Consider the following 22,353-nt stretch of genomic DNA (forward strand, 5'->3'; position numbering starts at 1 on the left):
GAACGCCGGCCCGGCGTCCCCGGCGCCCGAGCCGCCGCAAGCCGCGCGGGGCGCCGGGAACGCCCGGCCGGCCGGCAAGGGCGGGAACATCTGGTTCTGGCGGCTCAGCACCGTGGTCTTCGCGGGGATCGCGCTGGTGCTCGGGCTGGCGCCCGCCAAGCCGTCGGCGCCGCCCGTGACCATACTCGAGGTCGCGCCCACCCAGGCCGCCGTCCTGCAGGCGCCCGGGCAAAGCTCCACGCCCGCCTGGGTGCTCACCATCGATCATCAGCAGAACGTCCACATGATGCCCCAGGTGAACACCGACGTGCCGCCCGACGCTTCCGTGCAGCTCTGGACCCATACGGCGGGCATGCCGCAGCCCCGCTCCCTGGGGCTCATCGACCCGAACCGCCCGGTCACGGTGCCGGCCGAGCTATTGGGCTCCGTGAGCGTGGGGCAGATCTTCGAAATGACGCTGGAACCCCAAGGCGGGTCGCGCAGCGCCGACCCGTCCGGGCCCGTGCTCTACATAGGCCGGGTCGTGGCGCTGGGCACCGCGCCGGCGGCCGTCAACACACCACCACGTTGACCGCCAGCCCGCCGCGCGAGGTTTCCTTGTACTTGCTGCGCATGTCGGCGCCGGTCTGCCGCATGGTTTCGATGACCGCGTCCAGGGAAACGTGGTGTATGCCGTCGCCCTGCAGCGCCAGGCGGGCGGCATTGATCGCCTTGACGGCGCCCATGGCGTTGCGCTCGATACAGGGTATCTGCACCAGCCCGCCTATCGGATCGCAGGTCAGCCCCAGGTTGTGCTCCATGCCGATCTCGGCCGCGTTCTCGACCTGGCGCGGCGTGCCGCCCAGGACGGCGGCCAGCCCCGCCGCGGCCATCGAACAGGCCACGCCGACCTCCCCCTGGCAGCCGACTTCGGCGCCGGAGATCGAGGCGTTTTCCTTGTAGAGGAAACCGACGGCCGCGGCGGTGAGCAGGTAGTCGACCACGCCGGCCTCGCTCCATGATGGAATGAAGGTCTGGTAGTAGCGCAGCACCGCGGGCACGAGGCCGGCGGCGCCGTTGGTCGGGGCCGTGACCACGCGCCCGCCCGCGGCGTTTTCTTCATTGACCGCCATGGCGTACAGATTGACCCACTCCATGGCGCGCAGGCCGTCGTTGCTGTCGTCCCGGCGCTGCAGTTCGCGAAACAGCGAAGGCGCCCGCCGCCGGACTTTCAGTCCGCCGGGCAGCAAGGCATCGGCCTGGTCGTTGCCCAGGCCGATGCCTCGGTCCACGCATGCGTTCATGACACTCGCGATCGCCAGCAGGCGCGCTTCGACCTGTTCGATGGGCGCCAGCACGGCCTCGTTCGCCCGCATGATCTGAGCGATCGACAGCCCGGTGCCGGCGCACAGGTCCAGCAGGCCCTGGCCGGTGGAAAAGGGGTAAGGCATGGGATCATGCTGCGGCGTGCTTTCATCGGTCTCGATGGAATCGAGCGCCCGGATGAAGCCCCCGCCTATGGACACGTAGCGCTCCGCGCTGAGCTCGCGGCCGTCGCCGGCGAAAGCGCGGAACCGCATGCCGTTCGGGTGTTCGGACAGCGGCCGGATGCGGTAGGAGAACGCGCGCTCGGGGTCGAAGGCGATGGGATGCGTGCCCGCGATGGACAGGCCGCCGCTTTGCCGGACGCCGGCGATGAGCGGGCCGATGCGATCCGGCTCGATGGTGTCGGGCGCATGGCCCATCAGGCCCAGCATGATGCCGACGTCGGTGGCGTGGCCCCTGCCCGTCTCGGCCAGCGAACCATACAGATCGACCGACAGCGCCCCGGTCCGGTCGAGCAGGCCTCTGTCCCGCAGGTTGCGGACGAAATTGCGCGCCGCCCGCATCGGCCCGACCGTATGCGAGCTGGACGGGCCGATACCGACCTTGAATATGTCAAATACCGAGAGTGTCATGTCGAAGCACCTTTGGTTCGTCTTGCGCGCGGCCGCGCACGGCACCGGTTCTCATGGGCATGATTCTACCCCCGGCGCGGGCTCAAGGCCTGGACGACGTCCAGCGCACGGCCCCCTGCATGGACGTCAGCGCCTCCAGCGGGGCGTTGTCGCGGAACTCGCTGGGCCAGACGCCCACGTATTCGCGAAAGGCGTTCGAGAAGTTCGCCGCGCAGGAAAAACCCACCTGCCGGGCGATGGCTTCCAGGCCCAGGGAAGTCTGGGCCAGCAGGCGCTGCGCCCGGCGCATGCGCTCCTCACGCAGGAAACCCGCCACGGTGGTGCCGAGCGAGCTCTTGAAGACCTCCGTCAGGCGATATTTGGACACGCCGAACACGGCGGCGACCTCTTCCAGCTTGGGAGGATCCGACAACCTGGACGCCAGGAACTGTTTTGCGTACACCAGCAACATCTGATCGTTCAAACAGTCGCCGGACGCTTGGGTACGGTATACGAGACACATATACCGTGAACTCTAGGTACCCCGCCCTGGTTTGTCCAAGCGTTTTTGCGCGCCTTGACAATTGTTGACGTTGTCGGCGGCGCGGGCCGAAAGCGTGTATCAGGAAAGCTGCAGTCCGCCTTGAGCCTCCGCGCCGTCGCGGGGCTCGAGCGCGTCGTCGAGCATGTCGCGCAGCTGCGCGAGGTCGTTGCGCAAGCCCTGCAATTCGGCCGCGCTCAGGCGAACGGCGGCGTCCTGGTCGCGCGGCACGTCGTTCAGGTCGCCCAGGCGGTTCCTGGCTCCGCTGATGGTGAAGCCCTGTTCGTAAAGAAGGTCGCGGATGCGGCGGATGAGCAGCACTTCGTGGTGCTGGTAGTAGCGGCGGTTGCCCCGGCGCTTGACCGGCTTGAGCTGCGTGAACTCCTGCTCCCAGTAGCGCAGAACGTGGGGCTTGACGCCGCACAGCTCACTGACTTCGCCGATGGTGAAATAGCGTTTGGCGGGTATGGGAGGCAAGGTGACCGAAGTTTCGCTAGTACTCATGTGCAGATTGTATGCCGTTTAGAAGACCACAATGTAAGGGGGCCGGCCGGCGGCCGCCCTGCCCGGCTTTTGCTCATTCCGCGTCGGGCGCGGCTTTGCCGGCCGTTTCCACCACGCTCTTGAGCTTCTGGCTGGCATGGAAGGTCACGACGCGGCGCGCCGCGATGGGAATGACCTCGCCCGTCTTGGGATTGCGTCCCGGCCGGGGGGGTTTGTCGCGCACCTGGAAATTGCCGAAGCCGGACAACTTGACTTCGACGCCGCGCGCCAGGGATTCCCGGATTTCCTCGAAGAAGGTGTCCACGATGTCCTTGGCTTCGCGCTTGTTCAGGCCCACGCGGTCGAACAGAAGCTCGGCCAGTTCCGCTTTGGTCAGGGTGCGATCCGGATTCATGATAGATAGGGCTCCTTAAGTGCGCGGGCGTACGCCGTGGGCGCCCACCAGCGCTTCAAGCAGCATTGAAAGGCATTGCTCGACGGTGGCGTCGTCCAGCGTGGCTTCGCGATCCTGGAGCCAGAAGCGGAAAGCCATGCTTTTCTCTGGGTTTTGGGCGGATTTGTCACGCCAGACGTCGAACAATCTGATGTCTCTGACGATGCCAAGATTAGCATTAGTTTGAATCTTGCGGGCGAGTGTGTCCAACAAATCCTGGCAGGAGACGCCGTCGGGCGCCCACACCGCCAGGTCCCGGATCACCACCGGCTGGCGCGACACCTCCGACGGCACCGGCAGCGGCACGGCCGAGACGGCGTCGGCGTCGATTTCGAACACGACCGGCGCATGCGGCAAGTCGTTCTGCTGGGCCCAGCGCGGGTGCAGCTCGCCCAGCCAGCCTATGGGCCGGCCGTCGATCTCCAGGCGCGCCGACCGCCCCGGATGAAGGGCGGGATGCGGGGCCGGGATGCAGCGCAAGCGCGACGCCAGCACGCCCAGCAGGTTTTCCAGGTCGCGCTTGACGTCGAAGAAATCCACCGGCCGGGTGTCGGCGCCCCATTGCTCGTCGACCGCCGGGCCCCAGGCGGCGGCGGCGAGGTGCTGCGGCTGGCTCACGCCGGCCACCGCCAGGTCGCCGTCGGCGACGGACGCATCGCGCGTGAACACGCGGCCGAGCTCGAAGACCCGCACGCGGCTTTGCTTGCGGTTGGCATTGTGGATGACGTTGGCCACCAGGCCGCCGATCAGGCTGGAACGCATGACCGCCAGCTGGCTGGCGATGGGGTTGATCAGCCGGATGGGGTCGGCGTTGCCGGCGTAGTCGCGTTCCCAGGCCTCTTCGACGAAGGAGAAGTTGATCACTTCCTGGTAGTCCTGCGCCGCCATGCGGGCCCGCAGGGCGTGCGGGCCGCGCAGGGTCTCGGGTTCGACCCGCATTTTCGCGCGCGCACGGGGGGGCACGTCGGGAATGCGCTCGAAGCCGTAGATGCGGGCGACCTCTTCGATCAGGTCTTCCTCGATGAAGAGGTCGAAACGGTACGAGGGCGGCGTGACCACGAACACGTCGCCGTCTTCGATCTGGAACGGCAGGCCCAGGCTGGTGAAGATGCCGGCGACCTCGTCCCTGGATACGGGCACGCCCAGGACGCGGTGACAGCGATCCAGGCGCATGCGGACCGGCTCGCGCGGCGGCGTATTGACGAGCTGGTCGTCCAGCGGGCCGGCCTGGCCGCCGCAGATGTCGATCAGCAGCCGGGTGGTGAACTCCAGGTGTTCGGGGATCGAGGCGAAATCGACGCCGCGCTCGAAGCGGTGGCTGGCTTCGGAGCTGACTTTGTAGCGGCGCGGCCGGCCCATGATGGCCTCGGCCCACCAGAAAGCGCCTTCCAGGTAGATGTCGGTCGTGTCCAGCGTGACGGCGGTGGCCTCGCCGCCCATGATGCCCGCCATGCTTTCGACGACCTCGCCCGCCGCGATGACGCCGACGTCGGGCGTCAGATCGACGATCTGGCCGTTCAGCAGTTCCAGGCGCTCGCCGGCGCGCGCCCAGCGAACCGTCAGCCCGCCCTGGATGCGCCGCAGGTCGAACACGTGCGTGGGGCGGCCCAGTTCGAGCATGACGTAGTTGGAGATGTCGACCAGCGCGGAGACCGAGCGCTGGCCGGCCCGCTCGAGGCGCGACTTCATCCAGGCCGGCGTCTGCGCCCTGGCGTTCACGCCACGGATCACGCGCCCGCAGAAGCGCCCGCACAGATCGGGCGCCTGGACCTCGACCGGGAGGCGGTCCTGCAAGGTGACGGGAACGGGGTCGAAGCGCGGCAAGGACAGCGACGCGCCGGTCAGGGCGGATACTTCGCGCGCAACGCCCAGGATGGAAAGGCAGTCGGCGCGGTTCGGCGTGAGCTTGAGCTCGAACACCGTATCGTCGAGATCCAGGACATCGCGCAGCGAGGCGCCCACGGGCGCGTCCTCATCGAGCTCCAGCAGGCCGGCATGGTCTTGCGACAGGCCCAGCTCGCGCGCCGAACACAGCATGCCCGAGGACTCCACGCCGCGCATCTTGGCCTTGCCGATCTTCATGCCGCCGGGCAGTTCGGCGCCCACGCGCGCCAGCGGCACCTTGATGCCCGCCGCGGCGTTGGGCGCGCCGCATACGATCTGCAGCATGGCGCCGGAACCGTCGTCCACCTGGCAGACCCTGAGCTTGTCGGCATTGGGGTGCGGGGCGATTTCTTGGATGCGGGCCACCACGACGCCGCTGAACGGCGGCGCCGCGGGCGCCGTGCCCTCGACCTCCAGGCCCGCCATGGTGAGACGATGCGCCAGGGCGTCGGTGTCGAGGTCCGGATTGACAAAAGCGCGCAGCCACGATTCTGGAAATAGCATAGGTTTACTCGTCGGATTCGGTGTCGGGTCTTAGCGATTGAACTGGCGCAGGAAGCGCAGATCGCCCTCGAAAAACTGGCGCAGGTCGTTCACGCCGTAGCGCAGCATGGTCAACCGCTCCAGACCGGAGCCGAAGGCAAAGCCGATGTAGCGTTCCGGGTCCAACCCGAAATTGCGCACGACCTGGGGATGCACCTGCCCGGAGCCGGAGATTTCCAGCCAGCGCCCCTGGTTGGGTCCGGAGGTGAACATCATGTCGATCTCGGCCGAGGGTTCGGTGAAGGGGAAGAAAGACGGCCGGAAACGCACCGACAGATCGTCCGTTTCGAAGAACTCGCGCAGGAAGTCGGTGTAGACGCCCTTGAGGTCGGCGAACGAGATGTCTTCGGCGATCCACAGGCCTTCGACCTGGTGGAACATGGGCGAATGGGTGGCGTCGCTGTCGACGCGATAGGTGCGCCCCGGAGCGATGACCTTGATGGGCGGCTGGTGCATGCGCGCATAGCGCACCTGCATCGGGCTGGTATGAGTGCGCAGCAGCAGCGGCAGCCCCTGGGCGTCCTGCATGTCGACGTAGAAGGTGTCCTGCATGGAGCGCGCCGGATGGTTTTCCGGGTTGTTCAGCGCGGTGAAGTTGGTCCAGTCGTTTTCGATCTCGGGGCCGTCGGCCACATCGAAGCCGATGGACCGGAAAATGGCCTCGACGCGCTGCCAGGTCTGGATGACCGGGTGTATCCCGCCCACGCCGCGCCCGCGCCCCGGCAGGGTGACGTCGATGGTTTCGGACGCCAGGCGGCGATCGAGCTGGGCCTGCGCCAATTCGGCGCGGCGCTCGTTGAGCAGGGTTTCGACTTGCTGCTTCAGTTGGTTGATCCGGGCGCCTTCCGCCTTTTTCTGCTCTGGCGGCAGCTGGGCCAGGCTTTTCATCATCGCCGTCAAGGCGCCCTGCTTTCCGAGAAAGCGGGCCTTGGCGTTTTCTAGGGCGGCCGCATCGCCGGCCTGGGCGAACTGTTCTTTTGCCTGAACGATCAGGTCATCCACTGAAGAAGTCATATATCGCTTTTCCAAATGCAAACGGAGCCCGACTGAGCCCCGTTCACAATGATACAGAATCGAAATCGATCAGGCTGCCAAAGCGGACTTGGCTTGCTGGACTACGGCTGCGAAGCCTGCCTTATCGTTGACGGCCATGTCGGCCAGCACTTTGCGATCCAGTTCGATCGAGGCTTTCTTGGTGCCTGCGATGAATGCGCTGTATGTGATGCCCAGCTCGCGGCATGCCGCGTTGATGCGGGTGATCCACAAGGCGCGGAAGGTGCGCTTTTTGTTGCGGCGATCGCGGTAGGCGTATTGGCCTGCGCGCATGACCGCCTGTTTGGCGATGCGAAAGACATTACCGCGGCGGCCGCGGTAGCCTTTGGCGGCTTTGATGACTTTTTTGTGACGGGCGCGTGCAGTGACGCCGCGTTTTACGCGTGGCATAGTAGATCTCCGTTAATCAAGCGAAAGGCAACATTGCCTTGACCGATGCGACGTCCGAGTCGTGCACCGCGGCGGAACCGCGCAGTTGGCGCTTGTTCTTGGTCGTCTTTTTGGTGAGGATGTGGCGCTTGAACGCCTGGCCCCGCTTGATGGAACCACTACCACGAACCTTAAAGCGCTTTGCGGCGCCTTTTTTGGTTTTCATCTTAGGCATGATGTAACTCGGTGATTGGTGAATCCGGGTGGCCGCCAAAACTTGCTGGCTGCGCTTGCATGACCCAAAACCCACTTATTGGTTGTGCCCGCGGGCCCCCTGTTTTGCAAAACCGGGACCCCCAAGGCTGCGGCTTTTCCCCTACCGTTCCGTAAACACGCAACGTTTCTAGGAAAAGCCCTTGATTATATGATGGAATTTTGGGTTTTGTCTAATGGGGACTGGGGCGCAAGCAACCACGGCGCATGCGCGCCAGCTCTCAATCGGCCCATGGCTGCCGATACTGGGCCGCCTCGGCCACATGCACCGCCAGGATCTCGTCCTGCTCGGCCAAATCCGCCAACGTGCGGGCCACCCTGAGCACCCGGTGGACCACCCTGGCCGACCACACCCAGCGCTGCATGCCTTCGCGCAGCAAACGCTCCGCCGCCGGATCCGGCCTGCAATGCGCCTGCAGCTGCGCCACCCCGAGCTTGGCATTGACGCAGCCCTGCCGCGCGTGCTGGCGCTCCCGGCACCGATGCACCCGCCGCCTGACCCCGCTCGACGCCTCGCCCGGCGGTTCATCCATCCAGTCGCCGGTAGCCGCGGGCAGGCTGATCTGCAGATCGATGCGATCCAGCAGCGGCCCCGACAAACGGCTTCGATAGGAGGAGAGCTGATCCGGGGTGCAGCCGCAATGCTTGCGGGGGTGGCCCAGCCAGCCGCAGGGACAAGGATTCATGGCGGCCACCAGGTGGAAGTCGGCCGGGAACACCAGCGTGCGCGCCGCCCGGGCGATGGCCACCCGGCCTGTTTCCAGCGGTTCGCGCAAAGTTTCGAGAACCCGCCGCTGGAATTCGGGCAGCTCATCCAGAAATAGAACGCCGCGATGGGCCAGGCTGATTTCGCCGGGCCGGGGATGGGCCCCGCCCCCGACCAGCGCGGGCGCGGAAGCGGAGTGATGCGGCGCGCGGAAAGGCGGATGATTGCTCAAGGGCTTGCGCTCGCCGCCAAGGCTGGCGAGCGCGGACGCTTCGAGGGCGTGCTCGATGGCCAGCCGGGGAAGCAGCCCGGGCAGCCGGTACGCCAGCATGCTCTTGCCGGTGCCCGGCGGCCCGCACAGCAGCAAACTGTGGCCGCCGGCCGCCGCGACTTCCAGGGCGCGGCGAGCCTGCGCCTGCCCGCGCAGCTCCGAAAGGCAGAGCTCCGCTTCGGGCTCGTCCGGCCACGGCGCCGGCCGGGCGGCCTCGAGCCCGCCGCCCCCGCTGAAATACGCGCCGAGCTCCGCCAGCGTGGACACGCCCAGCACCCGCAAACCGGGCACCCGCGCCGCCATTTGCGCACACCCCTGCGGCAGGACCAGGACGGCTTCCGGCGAATCGCGGGCGACTTCCAGGGCGATGGCGAGCGGCGCGTTCACGGGAACGATGGCGCCCGTGAGCGAGAGCTCGCCCGCGAACACGTGCGCGCGCAGATCGGGCGAGCCGCCGGGCATGGGAACCTGCCCGGATGCCAGCAGCACGCCCAAGGCGATGGGCAGGTCGAACCGGCCGGATTCTTTGGGGAGGTCGGCGGGCGCCAGGTTCGCGGTGATGCGGCCCGGGGGGAATTCGTAGCCGCTGTTGATGATGGCGGAACGGACGCGTTCGCGGCTTTCACGCACGCCCGCGCTGGGCAGCCCCACCAGATGGAAGGCGGGCAGGCCCGGCCCGACGTGGACTTCCACCCGCACGGGCGGAGCCTGCATGCCGTATAGCGCCCGGCTGGCCAATATGGCGATGGACATGGATGACCTCATGCGATGCGCCTGGGATTCGGCGCCATGCATGAGATTATGGGATGCGCAAGAGCCTTGCGGCTTGCGTTTGCCGCGCATCGGTCCATGCGTAGAGGCACGGAGCCGCGCCGGCCGCCGTCCAGCGGCCGGGGCCCAGGGCCGCGCAGCCCCGGACCCGCCGAAACCTCACTCGGTTCCGGTGGCCGTGGGGCCGGCCTGCAACGGCGTGTCGGGACGGCCTTCAAGCGCCTGGACGCGGGACTCCAACGCCGTGATCCGGGCCAGCGCACGCTCGAGCAACTGCGCCTGCACGTCGAATTCTTCCCGCGTGACCAGGTCGAGACGGGAGAATGTCTGCGCCATCATGGCCTTGATGTTGCGCTCGATGTCGGCGGCCGGGCTCTTGGCGATGAGCTCAGAGATGTTCTTCTGAAAGTCTTCCATCCAGTCGGTGCGATGAATCATGGCATTCTCCAGTTCGTTCAAATCGGCGAATCAATCGCACGAGACTGTAAGTGTAATGAAAAAACGGAGCATTGCCGAAGAATCAAGGCTTGGTCTGGCCGGACGACGCGGCGTTGCCGGAGGCATAGGTGTTGCCGTTGCCGATCGACTCCTGGATGGCACGGTCGGCCTTGGCGGCGCCCTGCCGGATCGCATCGCCGACTTCCCCGGCCTTCTGGGCGGCGCTGTCCTTCAATTCGCCCGCCTTGGCGGCCACCGTGCCGGCCGCCTGCTTGGCCGATTCCTTCATGCGCTCGCCGGCGGTGGGCCCTTCGGAGGGCGCCATGCCCGACGACGGCGGCGGCACGTCCGAAGGCGTGGGCCCCGGCGCGGGGCTGGGCGCGGGCGCCGGGCTGGGGGCCGGCGGGGGGGCGGTTTCCGGCGCGGGCGCCGGCGCAGGCGTTTCGACCGGAGGCGCGGTGTTCATCGGAGCCTCGGCGTCTTCGCCCTTGGAGCATGCGGCCAGCAGACTCATGGACGCGGCCATCGCGATCAGGGTCAAATGTGTACGAGTTCTTTCCATGGTTTCCTCACTGTTCAACGTCGCTCGCCATTGCGCGCTATCCCGTTGCGACGAGCGGTTCAGCGGCTGCGCAGCAGCGTGCGCGTTACAAATGGCTTAGTAACAATTCTAGCGACGCGTTGCGGGGTCAAGCGCCAGGCCGTGTAAATCCTGATTTCAGGCGGGCGCGCCCGATTTCCGCAATTGCGCCCCAAACCTATGCCAGGCGGGGCTTTCCAGCGCTCCGCGGGCGATCCGGACCATCACAGCAAGATACAAAAGCCGCTCCACCCTCTCGTCTGGTTACAGTTTTGTGCACGCTGCGAGCGCCCTGTTTCGGTGCGGGCGGCGCCTGGATGCACCAGTTCAGCGCTCCATCCACGTCGCGGCCCGCGGAGCGGCCCGCGACAAAAGTTGGCACAGGTATTGCGTTGACCCTCTCATCAGTTCATGACCATGAGGAAACGCAATGAAGCTCATTACCGCCATCATCAAGCCGTTCAAGCTGGACGAGGTCCGGGAGGCGCTGTCCGAAATCGGCATCCAGGGAATGACGGTCACGGAAGTCAAAGGCTTCGGCCGCCAGAAGGGGCACACCGAGCTGTACCGGGGCGCGGAATACACCGTCGATTTTCTGCCCAAGCTGCGACTGGAAATGGCCGTGGCCGACGGCATCGTGGAACGGGCCATCGAGACGCTATGCGCCGCCGCGCACACCGGCAAGATCGGCGACGGCAAGATTTTCGTCACACCCATCGATCAAGCGGTCCGGATCCGGACGGGAGAATCCGGCGAAAGCGCGCTGTGAACCGCAACCATGAACCCGTTGATACCGCGGTCCGGGCACTGGCCGACAGGCCCGTCCGCATACAGGAGTTGAATAATGGATAAAGCCGATTTGGCGTGGGTCAGCGTCTCGACCCTGCTGGTACTGTTGATGGCCGTGCCCGGCCTGGCCCTTTTCTATGGCGGCCTGGTCCGCGCAAAGAATGTCCTGTCCGTACTGGTCCAGGTGACCACCGTCTTCGCGCTGGCGATCGTCTTGTGGTTCGTGTACGGCTATTCGCTCGCCTTCACCGAAGGCAATGCCATCGTGGGCGGGTTCTCCCGCCTGCTGTTCAGCGGCATGCTGGACCTGGCCTCGGGCGGGTTCGCCTTGTCGGGCACGGTGCCCGAGCTCAGCTTCGCGTCGTTCCAGGCGACCTTCGCCGGCATCACCTGCGCGCTGATCGTGGGCGGCTTCGCCGAACGCGCGCGCTATGCGGCGGTATTGGTGTTCACCGCGATCTGGATGACGCTTTGCTATGTGCCGATCGCGCACATGGTCTGGGGCCCGGGCGGCTGGCTGCTGGAACGCGGCGCGCTCGACTTCGCGGGCGGCACCGTCGTCCACATCAATTCGGGGGTCGCCGCTCTGGTGGGAGCCTACTTCATCGGCAAGCGCATCGGCTACGGCCGCGAAGGCATGCAGCCCCACAACCTGCCCATGGCCATGATAGGCGCCGCCCTGCTCTGGGTCGGCTGGTTCGGTTTCAACGCCGGATCGGCGCTGAGCGCGAACGAAACCGCTGCGCTGGCTTTCTTCAACACCTTGATCGCCACCGCCGGGGGCATTCTTTCCTGGGCGGTCGTGGAGTGGATCCACAAGGGCAATCCGTCCTTGCTGGGCGGCATCTCCGGAGCCGTGGCGGGCCTCGTCGGCATCACCCCCGGCGCCGGGCTGGTGGGCCCCGGCGGCGCGCTGGTCATCGGCGTGGCGACGGCGGCGGCCTGCGTTTGGGGCGTGAACGGCTTGAAGCGCATGCTCGATGCGGACGACACGCTGGACGTGTTCGGCATCCACGGCGTGGGCGGCATCGTGGGCGCGCTGCTGACCGGAGTGTTCAACGCCCAGGCCCTGGGCGGCCCCGGCCTGGACAGCATGGCGGCCATACCCGGCCAGCTATGGCTGCAGCTGGAAGGCGTGCTGATCACCGTGGTCTGGTCCGCGGCCGTCGCCTGGCTGGCTTATTTCATCGCCGACCAGGCTGTCGGCTTGCGGGTCGGCGGCGATGCCGAGCGTGAAGGGCTGGACATCCATTCGCACGGCGAGACCGCCTACCACCGCTGAGCGTCAGGGCAAGGCCGCGAGATCGATGCGCTCCGCCCGATTCAGCGCCGATGCGACCTTCACCCGCAAGGCGTTCGTATGGGCCTGCCGGATTTCCTTCTTGACATCGAGCAACTGCTGCGGATGCATGGAAAATTCGGTCAGGCCCAGCCCCAGCAGCATTTTGGTCATGCGCGCGTCCCCCGCCATTTCGCCGCACACCGCCACGGGCTTGCCGGCGCGCTCTCCGGCATTGATCGTGTGGGCGATCAGGCGCAGCACGGCGGGATGCATGGGGTCGTACAGGTCGGCCACGTCGGTGTCGCCGCGGTCGATGGCCAGGGTGTACTGGATCAGGTCGTTGGTGCCGATGGACAGGAAGTCCAGCGATTCGACGAAGGGCTCGATGGCGATGGCGATGGCCGGTATCTCGACCATGGCGCCCAGGGAATAGTCGCGCCCGTAGGGCACGCCCCGTTCGTCGAGCTCGCGGCGCGCCGATTCGATCGCCTGGCGCGTGGCGCGCACTTCATGCATGTGCGAGATCATCGGGATCAGGATGCGCACGTGCCCGTGCTGGGACGCGCGCAGCAAGGCGCGCAGCTGGGTGGCGAAGATTTCGGGGTTGGCCAGGCAGTAGCGGATCGCCCGCAGGCCCAGCGCCGGATTGGTGGCGACCGTGACGTCGCCGTCGAGCGTCTTGTCGGAACCGAGGTCCAGGGTGCGGATGGTGACCGGCCGCCCGCCCATGGTCTTCACGACCGAGGCATACGCCTGGTATTGCTCTTCCTCGGTGGGCAGGTCGGGGCGGCCCATGAAGAGGAATTCGCTGCGGAACAGGCCTATGCCGTCGGCGCCCGCCTCGACGGCGGCGACGGCCTCGTCGGGCAATTCGATGTTGGCTTCGAGCTTGATCGCGATGCCGTCCAGCGTCATGGCCGGCGCATCGCGCAGCAAGGCCAGCTCCGCCCGCTCGGCAGCGTAGTCGGCCTGCCGCCGGCGGTATTCCGCCAGCACCCGCTCGGGCGGATTGACCAGGACCGCGCCCGAGAAGCCATCGACGATCAGCGTGTCGCCGTCCCGTATCAGGGCGCGGAAATGGCCCAGGCCGACGACGGCCGGCACGTTCATGCTGCGCGCGACGATGGCCGTGTGGGAGGTCGGCCCGCCCAGGTCGGTCAGGAAGCCACCGAACCGGCCGCCGCGCAGCCGGAGCATGTCGGCGGGCGAGATGTCCCGGGCCACGACGATGAAAGGCTCGTTGGACGCGTCGCCGTCGAGATTGGCCAGTAGCGCCGTCGAGCCCGACAGCACGCGCAGCACCCGCTCTATGACCTGCCGGATGTCCGCCGCGCGCTCGCGCAGGTATTCGTCGTCCATCAGGGAAAACTGTTCGACCAGGAGCTGGCCCTGGCTGGTCAGGGCCCATTCGGCGTTGTATAGGCGCTCTTGGATGAGCCCGCAAGTCTGCTGGTACAGCATGGGGTCGTCCAGCAGCAGGCTGTGCACGGTCAGCAAGGGACCCAGCTCGCGGGGCGCGTCGTCCGGCAGCGTGGCGGCCATGTGCTGCAATTCGTCGCGCGCGACGATGATTGCGGACTTCAGGCGCTCGCATTCGGCTTCGGCGTCCTCGGGCGCGATGCGATAGTGCGCGACTTCCAGGGCGGCCGCGCTCATGACCGCCGCCTTGCCGATGGCATAGCCCTTTACGACGCCCTGCCCGTGCATGCACAGCATGGCGCAGAAGCTCGGCTGCCGATATGTAGTGGTGGCGGTCATTGCGGCACGATGGGATCGCGAGGCGCTATTCCTGTTCGCCGAACTTGTTGGCGAACAAGGCCTGGATGTCCTGCAGGGCCTGTTCCGCGTCGTCTCCGGTGGCGTCGACCTTGACGGTCACGCCCAGGCCGGCCGCCAGCATCATGACGCCCATGATGCTCTTTGCGTTGACTCGCTGCGCGCCACGGGCGATATAGATTTCACTGCTGTATCGGCTGGCCAGCTGCGTGAGCTTGGCGGCGGCGCGCGCGTGGAGGCCGAGCTTGTTGCTGATGACGATGTCGACGGTTGCCATAGGACTCTTGTTGCTTTTGGCTCAGTTGAACTGGTCTGCGTCGACGATGCCGCGCAGCGCGCCGAGGCGCACGGTCTCACTGAGCTGTTCGGGGTTTTCCTGCTGTTCGGTCAGGGCCTTGAGCACCATGCACAGGTTGGTGCCCGTGATGAGGTGCGCGACCATGCCGCGTTCGGTTGCCAGTTTAAGCGCCCGCTTGGCGATATTGAAAGGCGTTGCGCCAAATATATCGCAAAGAATGAGCGTCGGGTCGGCCGCATGGTCGAGCAGGATGCGGGCCAGCCGCACGGAAAGCTCGTCCGGATCGGCATCGGGCGGCACGTCGAACACGGTCAGTTCGGGTTCCTGCCCGAGCACGTGCTGGGCACAGGCCTTGAATGCCGCGCCCAGCGGCTCGTGCATGACGAGCGCGATGCGGGCCATGTCAGAGGCCTACCGCGTGCTCGAGCGCCGCCGCGAAATGGGCGGCCACGTCGTAGCCGGTCTGCTCGGTGATTTCGACGAAGCAGGTCGGGCTGGTGACGTTGACCTCGGTGACGTAATCGCCAATGATGTCCAGGCCGACCAGCAGCAGCCCCCTGCCGACCAGCTTGGGGCCGATGGCCTGCGCGATTTCAAGGTCGCGGGCGGTGGGCTCGCGCGCCACGCCGCGGCCGCCCGCCGCCAGATTGCCGCGGGTTTCGCCGGCCAGGGGAATGCGGGCCAGCACGTAGGGCACCGGCTGCCCGGCGATCAGCAGCAAGCGTTTGTCGCCGTCGGTGATCTCGGGGATATAGCGCTGCGCCATGATGGTGCGCGTGCCGAAGCCGGTGAGCATTTCCAGGATGGAGCTCAGGTTGTGCTCGTCGGGCTGCAAGCGGAAGATGCCGGTGCCGCCCATGCCGTCCAGCGGCTTGACGACGACGTCGCGGTGCTTGGCATGGAAAGCGCGCAGGCGGACGACGTTGCGGGTGACCAGCGTGGGCGCCGTGAACTCGGCGAATTCGGTGATCGCCAGCTTCTCGGGGTGGTTGCGCAGCGCCGCGCCCGAATTGAACACGCGCGCGCCCTGGGCCTCCGCGTATTCCAGCAGGTGCGTGGCGTACACGTATTCCATGTCGAAGGGGGGATCCTTGCGCATGAGGACCGCGCTGAACTCGGACAGCCGGGTTTCCTGCACATTGCCCCGGGGCCGCCACCATGCATGTTCGTGCAAGTCCGCGCCCTGGACGAGATCGATGCCCATGGCCTCGGCCATGACCACCCCCTCGTCGATGTACAGGCCGCCCTGGTACGCCACGCTGATCGTGTGGCCGCGCGCCGCCAGCGCGCGCATCATGGCGACCGACGTATCCTTGTAGGCCTTGAGCGACGGTAGAGGATCGATAATGAACAATACATGCATGAGGGACACCTGCGTGCATTCCCGCGCCGTACACGCGCCGGCGCGGGACATGTTGAAGAATTCAGGATCAGGAGACGGTTTCGCCCGCTTTGCCGGCCGTCGCCTTCTTGCGCGGAGCCAGCACCATGACCATTTGCCGGCCTTCCAGCTTGGGCATGGCTTCCACCTGGCAGAGCTCGGCCAAGTCGTCGCGAACGCGTTCGAGCACTCGCATGCCGAGTTCCTGGTGGGCCATTTCACGGCCGCGGAAGCGCAGCGTGACCTTCGCCTTGTCGCCTTCCTCGATGAAGCGGCGCAGATTGCGCAGCTTGACCTGGTAGTCGCCTTCGTCGGTTCCGGGGCGGAATTTGACTTCCTTGACCTGGATGATTTTTTGCTTGGCGCGCGCTTCCTGCTGGCGCTTTTGTTCTTGGTACTTGAATTTGCCGTAATCCATCAGCCGGCAGACCGGCGGCGACGCATTGGGCGCAATTTCAACCAGGTCGACTTCGTGCTGTTCCGACAGATGAAGGGCTTCGGAGGTTTTCAATACCCCCAATTGCTCTCCATCCACTCCTATGAGACGCACCTCGGGGACACGAATTTCACCATTGATGCGATGTGCTTTTTCGGTTGCGATGTCTAAGACTCCTAAAAGTTATAAAAAAGCGTTTTTACCTTGGGGCGCCCCGGCGGTAAAAATCAGGCTTGCCCGCTGTGGCGGACTTCGATTTCCGTTTGAAGGCGACGGGCGAAATCTTCCCGGGACATGACCCCCAGGTCTATTCCGCCTCGGCCACGCACCGCCACCTTGCCGCCTTCGCGCTCTTTTTCGCCGACGACGAGAATGTACGGCACCTTCTGCATGCTGTGTTCACGGATTTTACGGGTGATTTTTTCACCGCGCAAATCCGAACTGACTCTAAACCCTTGTTTTTTCAGGCTTAGGGCGACTTCCGCGGCATAATCGGCCGACGCTTCGGAAATGCAGCATACCACCGCATGCTCCGGCGACAGCCAAACGGGCATGGCGCCCGCGTGATTCTCGATCAGCATGCCGATGAAGCGCTCGAACGAACCCAGTATGGCGCGATGCAACATCACCGGCGTCTTGCGCTGGTCGGAGGCGTCCACGTACTCGGCGCCCAGCCGCTGCGGCATGGAGAAATCCACCTGTATGGTGCCGCATTGCCAATGGCGCCCGATGGCGTCCTTGAGCGTGTATTCGATCTTGGGGCCGTAGAAGGCGCCCTCGCCCGGCGATACCTCGTATTCGCAATTCGTGCGGTCCAGGCTGTCCATCAGGGCTTTTTCGGCCTTGTCCCAGACTTCGTCGGAGCCGATGCGCTTTTCGGGCCGGGTCGCCACCTTGTACAGGATCTCGGTGAACCCGAAATCGGCGTACACCTTCTTGAGCAGCGCGGTGAAGTTCACGCATTCGTCCTGCAACTGGTCTTCCGTGCAGAAGATGTGGCCGTCGTCCTGGGTGAAGCCCCGTACCCGCATCATGCCGTGCAGCGAGCCTGAGGGTTCGTTGCGGTGGCATTGGCCGAATTCGCCGTAGCGTATGGGCAGCTCGCGGTACGAATGCAGGCCGGCGTTGAAGATCTGCACGTGCCCGGGACAGTTCATGGGCTTGAGCCCGTACACCCGGTTCTCGGACTCGGTCGTGAACATGTTTTCGGCATAGTTGTCCCAGTGCCCGGTCTTCTTCCACAAGGAGAGATCCAGGATCTGCGGCGCCTTGACTTCCTGGTAGCCGTTGTCCCGGTAGACCGCGCGCATGTACTGCTCGACCTCCTGCCACAGGATCCAGCCCTTGGGGTGCCAGAAGATGAGGCCCGGCGCTTCTTCCTGGAAGTGGAAGAGATCCAGTTCGCGGCCCAGCTTGCGGTGGTCGCGGCGTTCGGCCTCCTCCAGCATGGTGAGATAGGCCGCCTGCTCTTCCTTGGTGGCCCAGGCGGTGCCGTAGATGCGCTGCAGCATCTCGTTGTTGCTGTCGCCCCGCCAGTAGGCGCCCGCCACCTTCATCAGCTTGAACACTTTCAGCTTGCCCGTGGACGGCACGTGCGGGCCGCGGCACAAGTCGATGAAATCGCCTTCGCGATACAGGCTGATGGGCTCGTTCGACGGAATCGACGCGATGATCTCGGCCTTGTAGTGTTCCCCTATGCTCTTGAAGAAGGCCACGGCGTCGTCGCGCAGCCATTCTTCACGCGTCACGGTCTCGTCCTTCTTGGCCAGTTCCGCCATCTTCTTTTCGATGGCCTCCAGGTCTTCGGGCGTGAAAGGACGCTTATAGGAGAAATCGTAATAGAAGCCGTTGTCGATGACCGGGCCGATGGTCACTTGCGCATCCGGAAAGAGCGACTTGACGGCATAGGCCAGCAAGTGGGCCGTGGAATGGCGGATCAGGTCCAGGCCTTCCGGATCCTTGGCGGTGACGATGGCAAGCTGCGCGTCTTTGTCGAGCACGAAGCTGGTGTCGACCAGCCGTGGTTCCCGCCCATCCATGGCGACGCGGCCGGCAAGCGCGGAGCGGCCCAGGCCGGCACCAATGGAATGCGCAACGTCGGCGACCGAGACGGGACCCGGAAACTCGCGCTGCGAGCCGTCGGGCAAGGTGATTTGAACCATAAGTCGTCCTGAAAATGCAAAAACGCGGCACTCGCCGCGTTTTGGGTGTATCGTTGTTTATTGCTAGCAAGCGGGTAAACAGGAACGCGGTGACAGCTAGAAATGCCGGGTCGTAGTTCGCGTCGTGTTCATGCTGTATGGGGGCAAGCGTGCAAATTTCAAAACACCAGTGTAACACCACGCCCCGCCGCCCATGCCGCATGCGGGCGTGAATCCCGCCATCCGGGCCGGTTTTTGTGCCAATCCGTTGCAAAAATGCTCTTTCATGCACGGCGCCTGCGGGCCTGGCCGCGCCAGGCTGGCCGCTATTTGACAGCGATGAAAAATCTGGTTTAGAATGCTGTTCTTCTTAGGCGGTTAGCTCAGTTGGTTAGAGCGCTACGTTGACATCGTAGAGGTCGCTGGTTCGAATCCAGTACTGCCTACCAGACATATGCTTTGCATGGGCGTCGATAACTGCCCATGAAGCCCAAAAACCCGCATGAACATTGGTTCTGCGGGTTTTTTATTGCCCGCTCGGCCCGGCATGGCCATGATGCGAGCGCGGAAGGCCCGGCATGGAAATTGCTGATGTCGACGAACCGCCATCCCGACCCGTGCAATGACTCATGAATCCTTTACCAGACCATGCCCTTCCCTCCCGATCGCTGGCGCGAGTCCATGCCCACGAGGCCTACCGCGCCGTGCGCTCCCATACGCTTCGGCTTGCCGCGCCGCTGTCGCCGGAGGACCAGTGCCTGCAATCCATGACCGAAGCGAGCCCTTGCAAATGGCATCTCGCGCATACCAGCTGGTTTTTTGAAGCCCTGCTGCTGCTTCCCTTCCTGCCCGGCTACCGCCCTTACGACGAACAGTATCTCTTTCTGTTCAATTCCTATTACGAAGCCCTGGGCCCGCGGCTGGCGCGGCCGTCGCGCGGGCTGATTTCGCGTCCCGGCCTGGAGGACGTCCATCGCTATCGCCAGCACATCGACGCAGCCATGCACAGGCTGGTGGACGAATGCCCCGAGCATAGATGGGACGAGGCCTGGCGCCTGCTGCGGCTGGGGCTCAACCATGAGCAGCAGCACCAGGAGCTGATTCTCACCGACATTCTGCACGCCTTCTGGTGCAACCCGCTGAAGCCGGCTTACGACGTCCACTACCCCTATCCCGATGCGGACGGACTCGATCCCGCCCGGGCCGGGGCCACGAACGGCCCGGCCGAATGGGTCGGTTTCGCCGGCGGGCGCGCCTCGGTGGGCTGCCCGGCCTTCGGCCAGCCCGGCGCCGCGTTCTGCTACGACAATGAAACACCGCGGCACGACGTTCTTCTGCCGCCCTACCAGCTTGGCGCCCGCCTGGTCAGCTGCGGCGATTTCGCCGCCTTCATCGACGACGGCGGCTACCGCAAGCCGGAACTCTGGCTTTCGGACGGCTGGGCCGCCGTCCAGGCCCATGGTTGGCGCCATCCCGCCTATTGGATTCCGGACGGCGCCTCGGGCTGGAAAGTATTCGGCCTGCGCGGCGTCCAGCCATGGGCGGAAACCGAGCCGGTCATGCAGCTGTCCTTCTATGAAGCCGCCGCCTATGCGCAATGGGCGGACGCCAGGCTGCCCACGGAATTCGAATGGGAAGCCGCCGCCCGGGATGCGCGCCTGGAGCAGCTGACCGGACATGCGTGGCAATGGACCCGGTCGTCCTACGACCCGTATCCCGGCTTCCGGCCGATGGAAGGGGCGCCCGCCGAGTACAACGGCAAGTTCATGGTTGGCCAGCTGGTGCTGCGCGGCGGCAGCCACGCCACGCCGTCCGGGCATGTCCGTCCGACGTATCGAAACTTTTTCCCGCCCGGGGCGCGCTGGCAGTTCTCCGGATTGCGGCTCGCCAGGGACCTGTCATGCTGAAACAAGAATTTGGCGGCGAAACGCTGGCCGACATGCCTTTCGCCGCGGAGACCGCCATGCCCGAGCCTTTCCTGAGCGACATGGTCCGCGCGCTCGCGGCGGCTCCGCACAGCCTGTCGCCAAAATATTTTTATGACGAACAGGGCTCCCGGCTGTTCGATCGCATCTGCGAACTGCCGGAGTATTATCCGACGCGCTGCGAAATGTCGGTGCTCCGGGCCTGCGCGCCCGACATTGCAAGACATATCGGCTGCGACGCCGAAATCGTGGAATACGGAGCCGGTTCGCTGCACAAGATCAGGCCCATTCTGGACGCGCTGGACGGCCCCGCCCGCTATCTGCCCATCGACATATCGGGCGAGCATCTGGGCGCCAGCGCGCGGGCGCTGCAAGAGGCCTATCCGGAGGAAGTCCTGGTCATTCCCATCGTCGGCGACTACACCGAGGATCTGGCGCTGCCTGCATGTCCGCCGCGGGTGAAAAGGCGGATCGGCTTTTTTCCCGGCTCGACGCTCGGGAACATGCACCCCGCGGAGGCGCTGCGTTTTCTGCGCATGCTGCGCGGCCAGCTGCGCGGCGGGGCGCTGTTGCTGGGCGTGGACCTGATCAAGGATCCGGCCATCTTGCATGCCGCCTACAACGACAGCCAGGGAGTGACGGCCGCATTCAATTTGAACGTGCTGGCTCGGGCCAATCGCGAGCTGGGCACTGATTTCGACCTGGACGCCTACGCTCACTGCGCGTTCTACAATGCGCCGGAGCATCGGGTCGAAATGCATTTGATGTGCCGCAGGCCCCAGGAGATTCACCTGGACGGCCGCTGTTTCCGGATGTCGCAGGGGGATACGCTGCATACGGAAAACTCTTATAAATTCACGATCGGCGGGCTGCGCACGCTTGCCTCGGAGGCGGGGTTCGTTCCCGCCACGGTGTGGACCGATCCGGACCGGATGTTCAGCCTGCATTGGCTCGAGGCGCGGGGTTGATCTCGTTCAGGCTTTGAAAACGGTTTGCCTGGCGCCGCGCCATTCATCGTGCCATTGAAAGCGGTCTGCTCATGCGAGGCTACCGCACTTGTCCGCGATCATGCTGGAAAAAACGTCGATGGCCGCAGGCGTGGCGCGGCCCGCTTTGGTGACACAGAAGAAGTCCAGCTTGGGAGAAGTCTGCCTTGGGTGATAGCAAGGCCAACCCGCCGGTGAAAACTCTGCGGCGCACCAGCCCAAACTTGGAATCGAAGAACAAACCGTAAGCCGCATCCAGATCGCCGCTTTCCACCATGGGCTGCAACACCTCGCGATCGGCGTCGACGATTTCCAGAGTGATCTGTGGCTGAGCCTGCATGAACTGCCGGCAAAGCGCCGGCAGCACGGTGGAGGCGACCAGCGGAGTAAGGCCTATGCGCAACCGGCGCTGCCCCTGATCGATCAGGAAGCCAAGGTGCCGTTCGGCCTCGTCCAGATTATGCAAAGCGGTTCTGGCATAGGGCAGCAAACTGACGCCGGCCTCGGTAATGTCGACTTTGCGTGTCGTGCGGACGAACAGCTGGGCGCCCACCTGCGATTCAAGTTCATCATCCCGAACCTCGCCTACGATCCACTGACGAGCTTCACCCCGATTTCGATGCTGTATCGCAATACCCTGGTGCTTGCGGTGAACAACGACTTCCGTATCGACTCCCTTCCCGCGCTGGTCGATGATGCCAACAAGAATCCCGGAAAGCTGACTTTCGGCACACCCGGCGTGGGAACTCCGCATCAACTGGTGGGCGAACTGATCAAAGAAAAAGCCGGTATCGACATGATGCATGTTCCCTATAAAGGCAGCGGCCAGATCATGACCGATCTCGTGGGCGGCCATATCAATCTGGCGGTCTCCGCCCAGGCCGCCGCCCTTGAAATGTATCGCGCGGGCAAGGTCAAGATTCTCGCCACTGCCGACAAGGAGCGCTCCCGGCAATTGCCGGAAGTCCCCGCCGTATCCGAGACTTTCCCGGATTTCGATGTGGCCGGCTGGGGCGGGAAAGCAATGGGCGAGAGAACACTATAAAGGCATAGACAA

Annotated in this window: 25 protein-coding genes and 1 tRNA gene; 8 read left to right on the forward strand and 18 right to left on the reverse strand. The window is 65.1% G+C overall.

Translation table 11 applies throughout. From position 1 onward, the window contains the following. Positions 1 to 571 (forward strand): anti-sigma factor domain-containing protein (locus H0A72_RS21375; RefSeq protein WP_180158541.1); only part of this gene is annotated, 571 nt, incomplete at its 5' end. Here H0A72_RS21375 and H0A72_RS21380 read toward each other — a convergent pair. The 11 genes from H0A72_RS21380 to H0A72_RS21430 form a co-directional block, all read right to left on the reverse strand. Further along, positions 552 to 1,937 (reverse strand): L-serine ammonia-lyase, encoded by a 1,386-nt coding sequence (locus tag H0A72_RS21380; RefSeq protein ID WP_180158542.1) that lies wholly within the window; start codon positions 1,935 to 1,937, stop codon positions 552 to 554. The genes H0A72_RS21375 and H0A72_RS21380 overlap by 20 nt on opposite strands. Before the next feature lie 82 nt (positions 1,938 to 2,019). Next, a complete protein-coding gene (locus H0A72_RS21385; RefSeq protein WP_180158543.1) occupies positions 2,020 to 2,400 on the reverse strand; it encodes a helix-turn-helix transcriptional regulator in 381 nt (126 codons plus the stop codon). 138 nt (positions 2,401 to 2,538) lie between these two features. Beyond that, positions 2,539 to 2,961: a MerR family transcriptional regulator gene (locus H0A72_RS21390; RefSeq protein ID WP_180158544.1), complete on the reverse strand. Its 423-nt coding sequence runs from the start codon at positions 2,959 to 2,961 to the stop codon at positions 2,539 to 2,541. A 73-nt stretch (positions 2,962 to 3,034) separates the two neighbouring features. Beyond that, positions 3,035 to 3,355 carry an integration host factor subunit alpha gene (locus H0A72_RS21395; RefSeq protein WP_180158545.1) on the reverse strand — a complete coding sequence of 107 codons (321 nt, stop codon included), beginning with the start codon at positions 3,353 to 3,355 and terminating at the stop codon, positions 3,035 to 3,037. A 15-nt stretch (positions 3,356 to 3,370) separates the two neighbouring features. Further along, on the reverse strand, positions 3,371 to 5,782 hold the full coding sequence (gene pheT, locus H0A72_RS21400) for a phenylalanine--tRNA ligase subunit beta (RefSeq protein WP_180158546.1): 2,412 nt from the start codon (positions 5,780 to 5,782) through the stop codon (positions 3,371 to 3,373). Between the two features lie 30 nt (positions 5,783 to 5,812). Then, on the reverse strand, positions 5,813 to 6,835 hold the full coding sequence (gene pheS, locus H0A72_RS21405; RefSeq protein ID WP_180158547.1) for a phenylalanine--tRNA ligase subunit alpha: 1,023 nt from the start codon (positions 6,833 to 6,835) through the stop codon (positions 5,813 to 5,815). Positions 6,836 to 6,904: 69 nt separating this feature from the next. After that, the gene (gene rplT, locus H0A72_RS21410) at positions 6,905 to 7,264 is read right to left on the reverse strand and encodes a 50S ribosomal protein L20 (protein ID WP_180158548.1); all 360 of its coding nucleotides are present in this window, start codon (positions 7,262 to 7,264) and stop codon (positions 6,905 to 6,907) included. A 16-nt stretch (positions 7,265 to 7,280) separates the two neighbouring features. Next, positions 7,281 to 7,478, reverse strand: a complete 198-nt coding sequence (gene rpmI / locus H0A72_RS21415; protein WP_180071327.1) for a 50S ribosomal protein L35 — start codon at positions 7,476 to 7,478, stop codon at positions 7,281 to 7,283. A gap of 259 nt (positions 7,479 to 7,737) precedes the next feature. Next, a complete protein-coding gene (locus H0A72_RS21420; RefSeq protein WP_180158567.1) occupies positions 7,738 to 9,246 on the reverse strand; it encodes a YifB family Mg chelatase-like AAA ATPase in 1,509 nt (502 codons plus the stop codon). 177 nt (positions 9,247 to 9,423) lie between these two features. Beyond that, positions 9,424 to 9,702 carry an accessory factor UbiK family protein gene (locus H0A72_RS21425; RefSeq protein ID WP_180158549.1) on the reverse strand — a complete coding sequence of 93 codons (279 nt, stop codon included), beginning with the start codon at positions 9,700 to 9,702 and terminating at the stop codon, positions 9,424 to 9,426. Between the two features lie 82 nt (positions 9,703 to 9,784). Further along, on the reverse strand, positions 9,785 to 10,264 hold the full coding sequence (locus H0A72_RS21430) for a hypothetical protein (protein ID WP_180158550.1): 480 nt from the start codon (positions 10,262 to 10,264) through the stop codon (positions 9,785 to 9,787). A 448-nt stretch (positions 10,265 to 10,712) separates the two neighbouring features. Here H0A72_RS21430 and H0A72_RS21435 point away from each other — a divergent pair, with 448 nt between their 5' ends. Further along, entirely contained in the window at positions 10,713 to 11,051 is a 339-nt protein-coding gene (locus tag H0A72_RS21435; RefSeq protein ID WP_180158551.1) for a P-II family nitrogen regulator, read from the forward strand. Positions 11,052 to 11,126: 75 nt separating this feature from the next. Next, complete coding sequence (locus H0A72_RS21440; protein ID WP_180158552.1) at positions 11,127 to 12,353, forward strand: ammonium transporter; 1,227 nt, start codon at positions 11,127 to 11,129, stop codon at positions 12,351 to 12,353. Positions 12,354 to 12,356: 3 nt separating this feature from the next. Here H0A72_RS21440 and ptsP read toward each other — a convergent pair whose 3' ends face one another. The 6 genes from ptsP to thrS form a co-directional block, all read right to left on the reverse strand. Beyond that, on the reverse strand, positions 12,357 to 14,060 hold the full coding sequence (gene ptsP, locus H0A72_RS21445) for a phosphoenolpyruvate--protein phosphotransferase (protein WP_180158568.1): 1,704 nt from the start codon (positions 14,058 to 14,060) through the stop codon (positions 12,357 to 12,359). A gap of 76 nt (positions 14,061 to 14,136) precedes the next feature. Continuing rightward, the gene (locus H0A72_RS21450) at positions 14,137 to 14,406 is read right to left on the reverse strand and encodes an HPr family phosphocarrier protein (RefSeq protein ID WP_180158553.1); all 270 of its coding nucleotides are present in this window, start codon (positions 14,404 to 14,406) and stop codon (positions 14,137 to 14,139) included. A gap of 21 nt (positions 14,407 to 14,427) precedes the next feature. Then, positions 14,428 to 14,829: a PTS sugar transporter subunit IIA gene (locus H0A72_RS21455; protein WP_180158554.1), complete on the reverse strand. Its 402-nt coding sequence runs from the start codon at positions 14,827 to 14,829 to the stop codon at positions 14,428 to 14,430. Position 14,830: 1 nt separating this feature from the next. After that, a complete protein-coding gene (gene gshB / locus H0A72_RS21460; protein ID WP_180158555.1) occupies positions 14,831 to 15,790 on the reverse strand; it encodes a glutathione synthase in 960 nt (319 codons plus the stop codon). A 67-nt stretch (positions 15,791 to 15,857) separates the two neighbouring features. Beyond that, positions 15,858 to 16,409 (reverse strand): translation initiation factor IF-3, encoded by a 552-nt coding sequence (gene infC, locus H0A72_RS21465; RefSeq protein ID WP_180158569.1) that lies wholly within the window; start codon positions 16,407 to 16,409, stop codon positions 15,858 to 15,860. A gap of 62 nt (positions 16,410 to 16,471) precedes the next feature. Further along, positions 16,472 to 18,406: a threonine--tRNA ligase gene (gene thrS / locus H0A72_RS21470; protein WP_180158556.1), complete on the reverse strand. Its 1,935-nt coding sequence runs from the start codon at positions 18,404 to 18,406 to the stop codon at positions 16,472 to 16,474. Between the two features lie 351 nt (positions 18,407 to 18,757). Between thrS and H0A72_RS21475 the strand changes: the two genes are divergently transcribed. The 4 genes from H0A72_RS21475 to egtD all read left to right on the forward strand — a co-directional run bounded on the left by H0A72_RS21475 (position 18,758) and on the right by egtD (position 21,278). Further along, a tRNA-Val gene (locus H0A72_RS21475) sits at positions 18,758 to 18,834 on the forward strand. Between the two features lie 34 nt (positions 18,835 to 18,868). Further along, a complete protein-coding gene (locus H0A72_RS21480; protein ID WP_180158557.1) occupies positions 18,869 to 19,018 on the forward strand; it encodes a hypothetical protein in 150 nt (49 codons plus the stop codon). Next, positions 19,015 to 20,292, forward strand: coding sequence for an ergothioneine biosynthesis protein EgtB (gene egtB, locus H0A72_RS21485; RefSeq protein WP_180158558.1), 1,278 nt, complete (start codon positions 19,015 to 19,017; stop codon positions 20,290 to 20,292). The genes H0A72_RS21480 and egtB overlap by 4 nt, the downstream gene beginning before the upstream one ends. After that, positions 20,286 to 21,278 (forward strand): L-histidine N(alpha)-methyltransferase, encoded by a 993-nt coding sequence (gene egtD, locus H0A72_RS21490; protein WP_425502481.1) that lies wholly within the window; start codon positions 20,286 to 20,288, stop codon positions 21,276 to 21,278. Before egtB ends, egtD begins: the two co-directional genes overlap by 7 nt. Positions 21,279 to 21,357: 79 nt before the next feature. Here egtD and H0A72_RS21495 read toward each other — a convergent pair whose 3' ends face one another. Further along, on the reverse strand, positions 21,358 to 21,762 hold the full coding sequence (locus H0A72_RS21495; protein WP_180158559.1) for a LysR substrate-binding domain-containing protein: 405 nt from the start codon (positions 21,760 to 21,762) through the stop codon (positions 21,358 to 21,360). On the opposite strand from H0A72_RS21495, the gene H0A72_RS21500 reads away from it, so the two are divergent. After that, positions 21,733 to 22,341 carry a tripartite tricarboxylate transporter substrate-binding protein gene (locus tag H0A72_RS21500; protein WP_180158560.1) on the forward strand — a complete coding sequence of 203 codons (609 nt, stop codon included), beginning with the start codon at positions 21,733 to 21,735 and terminating at the stop codon, positions 22,339 to 22,341. The two genes, H0A72_RS21495 and H0A72_RS21500, sit on opposite strands and share 30 nt — an antisense overlap. Positions 22,342 to 22,353: the final 12 nt, after the last annotated feature.

The sequence above is a fragment of the Parapusillimonas granuli genome (assembly GCF_013416525.1).
In the GTDB taxonomy this organism is placed as follows: Bacteria; Pseudomonadota; Gammaproteobacteria; order Burkholderiales; family Burkholderiaceae_B; genus Parapusillimonas; species Parapusillimonas granuli.